The sequence below is a fragment of the Mycobacterium colombiense genome (assembly GCF_003284935.1).
In the GTDB taxonomy this organism is placed as follows: domain Bacteria; phylum Actinomycetota; class Actinomycetes; order Mycobacteriales; family Mycobacteriaceae; genus Mycobacterium; species Mycobacterium arosiense_A.
In genome coordinates this window covers 206,226-213,701 of record NZ_QMEV01000001.1, presented here as the reverse complement: position 1 = coordinate 213,701, position 7,476 = coordinate 206,226, and the positions used below count along the sequence as shown (strand labels likewise).

Annotated in this window: 4 protein-coding genes and 1 tRNA gene; 4 read left to right on the top strand and 1 reads right to left on the bottom strand. The window is 67.1% G+C overall.

Annotated elements, in window-relative coordinates; genetic code table 11:
- Nucleotides 1-200: 200 nt before the first annotated feature.
- Nucleotides 201-274, bottom strand: a tRNA-Arg gene (locus DQP57_RS01000).
- Nucleotides 275-459: 185 nt separating this feature from the next.
- Here DQP57_RS01000 and DQP57_RS00995 point away from each other — a divergent pair.
- The 4 genes from DQP57_RS00995 to DQP57_RS00980 all read left to right on the top strand — a co-directional run bounded on the left by DQP57_RS00995 (nt 460) and on the right by DQP57_RS00980 (nt 7,470).
- The gene (locus tag DQP57_RS00995; protein ID WP_112630854.1) at nt 460-1,707 is read left to right on the top strand and encodes an alpha/beta hydrolase; all 1,248 of its coding nucleotides are present in this window, start codon (nt 460-462) and stop codon (nt 1,705-1,707) included.
- Nucleotides 1,708-1,853: 146 nt separating this feature from the next.
- Nucleotides 1,854-3,323 carry a WS/DGAT/MGAT family O-acyltransferase gene (locus tag DQP57_RS00990; RefSeq protein ID WP_112630890.1) on the top strand — a complete coding sequence of 490 codons (1,470 nt, stop codon included), beginning with the start codon at nt 1,854-1,856 and terminating at the stop codon, nt 3,321-3,323.
- Nucleotides 3,320-5,119 carry an HAD-IB family hydrolase/lysophospholipid acyltransferase family protein gene (locus DQP57_RS00985; protein ID WP_112630852.1) on the top strand — a complete coding sequence of 600 codons (1,800 nt, stop codon included), beginning with the start codon at nt 3,320-3,322 and terminating at the stop codon, nt 5,117-5,119. The genes DQP57_RS00990 and DQP57_RS00985 overlap by 4 nt, the downstream gene beginning before the upstream one ends.
- Nucleotides 5,116-7,470 carry a glycerol-3-phosphate 1-O-acyltransferase gene (locus DQP57_RS00980; protein WP_112630850.1) on the top strand — a complete coding sequence of 785 codons (2,355 nt, stop codon included), beginning with the start codon at nt 5,116-5,118 and terminating at the stop codon, nt 7,468-7,470. Before DQP57_RS00985 ends, DQP57_RS00980 begins: the two co-directional genes overlap by 4 nt.
- Nucleotides 7,471-7,476: the final 6 nt, after the last annotated feature.

Genomic DNA, 7,476 nt, shown 5'->3' with positions numbered 1-7,476 from the left:
CGCTCACCAACGGAGACCAGCCGCCGGCTGAGTCCTCAAATCAGAAAGTCTCCGAACTCACCGGGGCGATTCACTCAACTCCCTCATCTAGGGAGTGTCAAGGATCAGCCGAAACCGCTGTCAAGGATCAACCGAAACGCTGTCAGGCATCACCCGGAACTGAAATGTCAAGCATCACCCGAGGTCACACACAAAAAGAGTGCCCCCGGCACGACTCGAACGTGCGACCTAGGGATTAGAAGGCCCTTGCTCTATCCACCTGAGCTACGGAGGCAATGTGCAGGTCAGTCTATCCAACGGCGGCCGTCGACCCGATTCCCCGCCGCCACGCGCTCGAAAAGCCTTCCCGCGCCGCGTTTATCGGTTATCGTGGGGACCCTCGACACACGTGCGACATCGGCCGGTCATGGGCCGTTAACCGCAACGAGGCGTGTGCATAACGTCGAGAGGTGACGTTGCATGAGCGTGGCCGGTAAGCAGACTTCGCCCTGTTCGTGGGCGGGCGCCCAGGTGGCACGGCTGGCGGCCGAAGCGCGGGACGTCTACCAACTCGGCAACCTGGTGGTGCGCGGCGGGCCCTTCGCGCTGGGCTGCTTCGCCGGCTGGCTGTTCACGGAGTTCCCGCCGCACGTGGTGACCGGGCACGCGCTGTCGCGCGTCGCGCATCCGTCCGTCGGCCGGGTCGGCACGACGCTGGCCGCCCAGCGGGCGGATCGAACCCTTACCGCCGCGCTCGAGGAGTCCTTCGGCCCCGACTTTCGCGAACAGGTGTGTCATCCCGCCGCCGTCGGCGCCCTGTGCGCCCCGCGCGGTCGCCTGTTGAGCAGGCCCGGGCCGCACCGCCGGTATGCGGCGCAGACGTCCGACATCGCCTACGGTCCCAGCCCGCGCGACAACCTGCTGGACATCTGGCGGCGCGACGATTTGGCTCCCGGCTGCCGGGCGCCGGTGCTGATCCAGGTGCCGGGCGGGGCCTGGGCGCTCAACGGCAGGCGGCCGCAGGCCTACACGCTGATGAGCCGGATGGTCCAACTCGGCTGGATCTGCGTCTCGATCGACTACAGCAAGAGCCCGCGCGCCACGTTCCCCGCGCACCTCATCGACGTCAAGCGGGCGATCGCGTGGGTCCGGGAGAACATCGCGGATTACGGCGGCGACCCCGACTTCATCGCGATCACCGGCGGCTCGGCGGGCGGGCACCTGGCCTCCCTGGCGGCGCTGACCCCGAACGATCCCACGTTCCAGCCCGGCTTCGAAGAGGCCGACACCACGGTGCAAGCAGTAGCGCCCTACTACGGCGTCTACGACTTCACCGACTCCGAGCACATGCACCCGCTGATGCTGCCGTTCCTCGAACAGTTCGTGATGAAGGCCCGTTACGCCGACGAGCCCGAGCGCTTCACGGCCGCATCGCCGGTTTCCTACGTGCACCGCGACGCGCCGCCCTTCTTCGTGCTGCACGGCCAGAAGGACGAGTTGGTGCCCAGCGGCCAGGCTCGCGCTTTCTGCGCGGCGTTGCGCGCGGCCGGTGCGGCCACGGTGGCCCACGCCGAACTGGGCAACGCCCACCACGCTTTCGACATCACGCCGACGGTCCGATCGCGCCTGGCCGCCGATGCCGTCGCCGATTTCCTCGGCGTCGTGTACGGGCGGCGCGTCAGCTCACTGCTGGATTCGCGGCCGCTGTCGGCCACTTCCGCCAGTTGACGGCCAGCTGAGTCCGCGGCCCGGCACTCGCCGCTGCTTTCACCAGCGTGGTAACCCGACTAGCGTTGGGTAGACCATTGGGGTTGGTGTTCCAAGGCAGGAGGCTTGAGCGACGGTGACAACGTTGGCGCGTCGAGCTGATGACCATGACTGAATCCGTCAAGACGATCACGTTGTCCGACGAACTCGGGCCGGTCGACTACCTACTGCACAGGGGAGAGGCAAACCCCCGGACCCGCTCGGGAATCATGGCCCTCGAGCTGCTGGACACCACACCGGAATGGGAGCAATTCCGGAACCGATTCGAAAGCGCCTCCCGACGGGTGCTGCGGTTACGCCAAAAGGTCGTCGTGCCGACCCTGCCGACGGCGTCGCCGCGCTGGGTGGTCGACCCCGATTTCAACCTGGATTTTCACGTGCGCCGGGTGCGGGTGTCCGAACCGGGCACGCTGCGTGAGGTATTCGATCTGGCGGAGCTCATTCTGCAGTCGCCGATGGACATTTCGCGGCCGCTGTGGACGGCCACCCTCGTCGAGGGCCTGGCCGACGGAAAGGCCGCGACGCTGCTGCATGTCAGCCACGCCGTGACCGACGGCGTGGGCGGGGTGCAGATGTTCGCCGAGATCTATGACCTCGAGCGCAATCCGCCGGCCAAGCCGACGCTGCCGCTGCCCGTCCCGCAGGATCTGACGTCCAATGATTTGATGCGCCAGGGCATTAACCACTTGCCCTTCGCCGTGGTCGGCGGCGTCATGAGCGCACTGTCCGGCGCGGTATCGGCGGCCGGGCGGGCGGTCCTGGAACCGACCGCCACCGTTTCGGGGATCGTCGGGTACGCCATGTCGGGCATGCGGGTGCTCAACCGGGCCGCCGAGCCGTCGCCGCTGCTGCGGCGGCGCAGCCTGGCCACCCGCAGCGAGGCGATCGATATCCCGCTCTCGGACCTGCACAAGGCCGCGAATGCCGGCGGCGGGTCGATCAACGACGCCTACCTTGCCGGACTGTGTGGCGCGCTGCGCCGTTACCACGAGGCGTTCGGCGTGCCGATCAGCACGCTGCCGATGGCCGTGCCGGTCAACCTGCGGGCCGAGGCGGATACGGCCGGCGGCAACCGGTTCACCGGCGTCAACCTGGCGGCGCCGATCGGCACCATCGACCCCGTCTCCCGGATGAAAAAGATTCGCGCCCAGATGACGCAGCGCCGCGACGAGCCCGCCATGAACATCATCGGTTCCATGGCGCCGGTGCTCAGCGTCCTGCCGACCGCGGTGCTGGAGGGCATCACCGGGTCGGTGATCGGCTCCGACGTGCAGGCCAGCAACGTCCCGGTCTATCCCGGTGACACCTACATCGCTGGCGCAAAAGTGTTGCGGCAGTACGGTATCGGCCCCCTCCCCGGCGTGGCGATGATGGTGGTGCTGATCTCGCGGGGCGGGTGGTGCACCATCACCGTGCGCTACGATCGGGCCGCCGTGCGAAACGAGGCGTTGTTCGCCCAATGCCTGTTGGAGGGCTTCGACGAGATCCTGGCGCTGGCCGATGACCCGCCACCGCAGGCGGTGCCCGCTTCGTTCACCGAGTCGGCCGTGTCCACTCGATCGGCGGCCGGCTCATGAGCGCCTCGAAGCAGCAGGGGGACAAGGGCGAAACGGCCGGAACGGACATGCGGTTGCCCGGGTCGGTGGCCGAGATCATGGCCAGCCCCGCGGGACCGCAGATCGGCGCCTTCTTCGACCTGGACGGCACGCTGGTCGCCGGGTTCACCGCGGTCATCCTGACCCAGGAACGGCTGCTGCGCCGCGACATGGGCGTTGGTGAGCTGCTCGGGATGGTGCAGGCCGGCCTCAGCCACACCCTGGGCCGTATCGAGTTCGAGGACCTCATCGGCAAGGCTGCCGCCGCGCTGACGGGCAGATTGCTCGACGACCTGGAAGAGATCGGCGAGCGAATGTTCGTCCAGCGCATCGAATCCCGGATCTACCCGGAGATGCGGGATCTGGTCCGCGCCCACATGGCCCGCGGCCACACCGTCGTGCTCAGCTCGTCGGCGCTGACCATCCAGGTCAATCCGGTCGCGCGGTTCCTCGGCATCCCCAACATGCTGACCAACAAGTTCGAGACCACCGAGGACGGCATGCTCACCGGGGGCGTCGAGAAGCCGATCCTGTGGGGGCCGGGCAAAGCCGCTGCGGTGCAACGCTTTGCCGCCGAGCATGGCATCGATCTCAAGGACAGCTACTTCTACGCCGACGGTGACGAGGACGTCGCCCTGATGTACCTGGTCGGCAACCCGAGGCCGACGAACCCCGAGGGGAAAATGGCGGCGGTCGCCAAGCGCCGCGGTTGGCCGATCCTGAGATTCAGCAGCCGCGGTCCGGTCGGTCTGCGGCGGCAGGTGCGCACCCTTGCCGGGCTCGGCTCGATTGTCCCCGTCGGGGCCGGCGCGGTGGCAATGGGTGTGCTGACCGGTAGCCGGCGGCGGGGCGCCAACTTCTTTACTTCCATTTTTTCCAACACCGTGCTGGCGACCACGGGAGTGCATCTCAGTGTCGTCGGGAAAGAGAATCTGACCGCCCAACGGCCGGCGGTTTTCATCTACAACCATCGCAACCAGGTTGATCCGGTCATCGCCGGTGCGCTGGTGAATGACAACTGGGTTGCCGTCGCCAAGAAGGAATTGCAAAAGAATCCGATCATGGCCCTGCTCGGCAAGGCGCTGGACGGTGTGTTCATCGACCGAGACGATTCGGCCTCGGCGCTGGAGACGATGCGCACGGTCGAAGATAGAGCCAAGAACGGGCTTTCCATTGTGATGGCGCCGGAGGGTACCCGGCTGGACACCACTGAGGTCGGCCCCTTCAAGAAGGGACCATTTCGTCTCGCGATGGCCGCGGGCATCCCGATCGTTCCGATCGTGATCCGCAACGCCGAGCTCGTTGCCGCCCGGAACTCGACGGTCATCAATCCGGGCACCGTCGACGTCGCGGTGTTTCCGCCGATCTCGGTGCAGGACTGGACGCTTCACACGCTGTCGGACCGCATCGCCGAAGTCCGCCAGCTCTACCTGGATACGCTCGCCAACTGGCCCGTCGACGAATTGCCCGAGGTCGACCTGTACGCCGAGAAGAAGGCGGCCGAAAAGGCGCAGAACCGGACCGCCAAGGCGCCGGCGAAGAAGGCGCCCGCGAAGAAGGCGCCGGCGAAGAAGGCCCCCGCGAAGAAGGCGCCGGCGAAGAAGGCCCCAGCGAAGAAGCAACCTGCCAAGAAGGCCGCGCCGAAAGCCAAGGCGCCCAAGGCAACCCCGCATGAATCCCAGGCCGCCCTCAACGACGGCGAGGTGCAACGGCCCGCGTCCAAGGGGGCGGCCGGCAACGCCGAGTCGCCGGAATCGGCGCACCGAGGGCATCCGTGACGGAACCGGCCGCGGATACCAGCGCCATCCTTGCCGGGACAGACTCGCTGATATTGGCGTCGATGACCTCGCCGGTCGAGATGGACCTGGTGACGGCGTGGATGGATCAACAGCGCGCCGGACACCCGGGAGCGAATTTCGACCTGATCAAACTGCCGGCGCTCGACGCGCCGCCGGAAGTGATGACGGCGCTGGCCGAACAGCTCGAATCGCGGGAAGACCGTGCGATCGTGCCGGTGCGGGTGTTCTGGCTGCCGGAGCCAGATCGCGGCCGCGTGGCCAAGCTGGCCGGACTGCTGCCCGGTCGGGATCCGTACCATCCCAACCAGCGCCAGCAAGAACGGATCGTGCGTACCGCGCCCCAGCGGGCCCGGGTGGTGGCCGGCGAGGCCGCGACGGTCTCCGAGCTGCGCCGGCAATGGCGCGACACCACCGTCGGAGATGACCGATACGACTTCGCCCAATTCGTGATCCGCCGCGCCATCTTGGCGATGGAACGCGTCGAGTATCGAATCCTCGGGCCGCAGTACAAGTCCCCGCGACTGGTGAAGCCGGAGATCTTGGCCTCCAACCGGTTTCGCGGCGGCCTGGCGAAAATTCCCGGCGCCACCGTCGAGGAAGCCGGAAAGATGCTCGACGAACTCGCCACCGGGTGGAGCCGGGCGTCGGTGGACCTGGTCTCTGTTCTGGGCCGGATGATCAGCCGCGGCTTCGATCCCGAAATCGACTACGACGAGTATCAGGTCGCGGCGATGCGGACCGGCTTGGAAGCCCACCCGGCGGTGCTGTTGTTCTCGCACCGGTCCTACATCGATGGTGCGGTGGTGCCGGTGGCCATGCAGGAGAACCGGTTACCGCCGGTGCACGTGTTCGCCGGTATCAACCTGTCTTTCGGCGCCATGGGGCCGCTGTTGCGGCGATCCGGGGTCATCTTCATCCGCCGCAACATCGGCAACGACCAGCTCTACAAGTACGTGCTGCGCGAATACGTCGGCTATATCGTCGAAAAGCGGTTCAACCTCAGCTGGTCCATCGAGGGCACCCGCTCGCGCACCGGCAAAATGCTGCCGCCCAAGCTCGGGCTGCTGGCCTACGTCGCCGACGCCTACCTGGATGGCCGCAGCGAAGACATTCTGCTACAACCGGTCTCGATCAGCTTTGACCAGCTGCACGAGACCGCGGAATACGCCGCCTACGCCCGCGGCGGTGAGAAGACACCCGAGGGCGTGGGCTGGTTGTACAACTTCATCCGGGCGCAGGGCGAACGCAACTACGGCAAGATCTACGTCCGCTTCCCCGAAGCCGTGTCGATGCGCCACTACCTGGGCGCCCCCCACGGCCCGGTGGCCCAGGATCCTGATGCCAAACGCCTTGCGCTGCAAAAGATATCGTTCGAGGTCGCCTGGCGGATCCTGCAGGCGACGCCGGTGACGGCGACGGGTCTGGTGTGCGCGCTGCTGCTCACCACGCGCGGGGCGGCGCTGACCCTCGGCCAGCTGCACCACACCCTGCAGGATTCGTTGGATTACCTGGAACGCAAACACAATCCGATGTCCACCAGCGCGTTGCGGTTGCGCACGCACGACGGGGTGCGCGCGGCCGTCGACGCGTTGTCCAACGGACATCCCATCACCCGGGTCGACGGCGGCCGCGAACCGGTGTGGCGCATCGCGCCCGAAGAACAGCACGCCGCGGCCTTCTACCGCAACTCGGTGATCCACGCCTTCCTGGAGACCTCGATCGTCGAGCTTGCCCTGGCACATGCCCGCCACGCCGACGGCGACCGCATGGCCGCGTTCTGGGCGCAGGCGATGCGGCTGCGCGATCTGCTGAAGTTCGACTTCTACTTCGCCGACTCGGCGACATTCCGGGACAACATCGCCGAAGAGATGGCCTGGCACAACAATTGGGAAGCCCACGTCGCCGCCGGGGGCGACGAGATCGACGCGCTGTTGTTCGCCAAGCGTCCGCTGATGGCGGACGCGATGCTGCGGGTGTTCTTCGAGGCCTACGAGATCGTCGCCGACGTGCTGCGCGACGCGCCGGCGGACATCGGACCCAAGGAACTGACGGACCTGGCGTTGGGCGTCGGCAGGCAGTATGTGGCGCAGACCCGGATCCGCAGCAGCGAATCGGTCTCGACGCTGCTGTTCGCCACCGCACGCCAGGTCGTCGAGGATCAGGACCTGATCGCGCCCGCGCCGGACCTGGCCGAAAGGCGACGCGCGTTCCTGCACGAGCTGCGCGACATCCTGCGGGACCTCGACTACGTCGGACGGATCGCGCGCGATCAGTTCGTGGCCCGCGAGGCCAAGGCGCGTCAGGACCTTCTGGACAGCCAGACTCGGTAGCCGGTC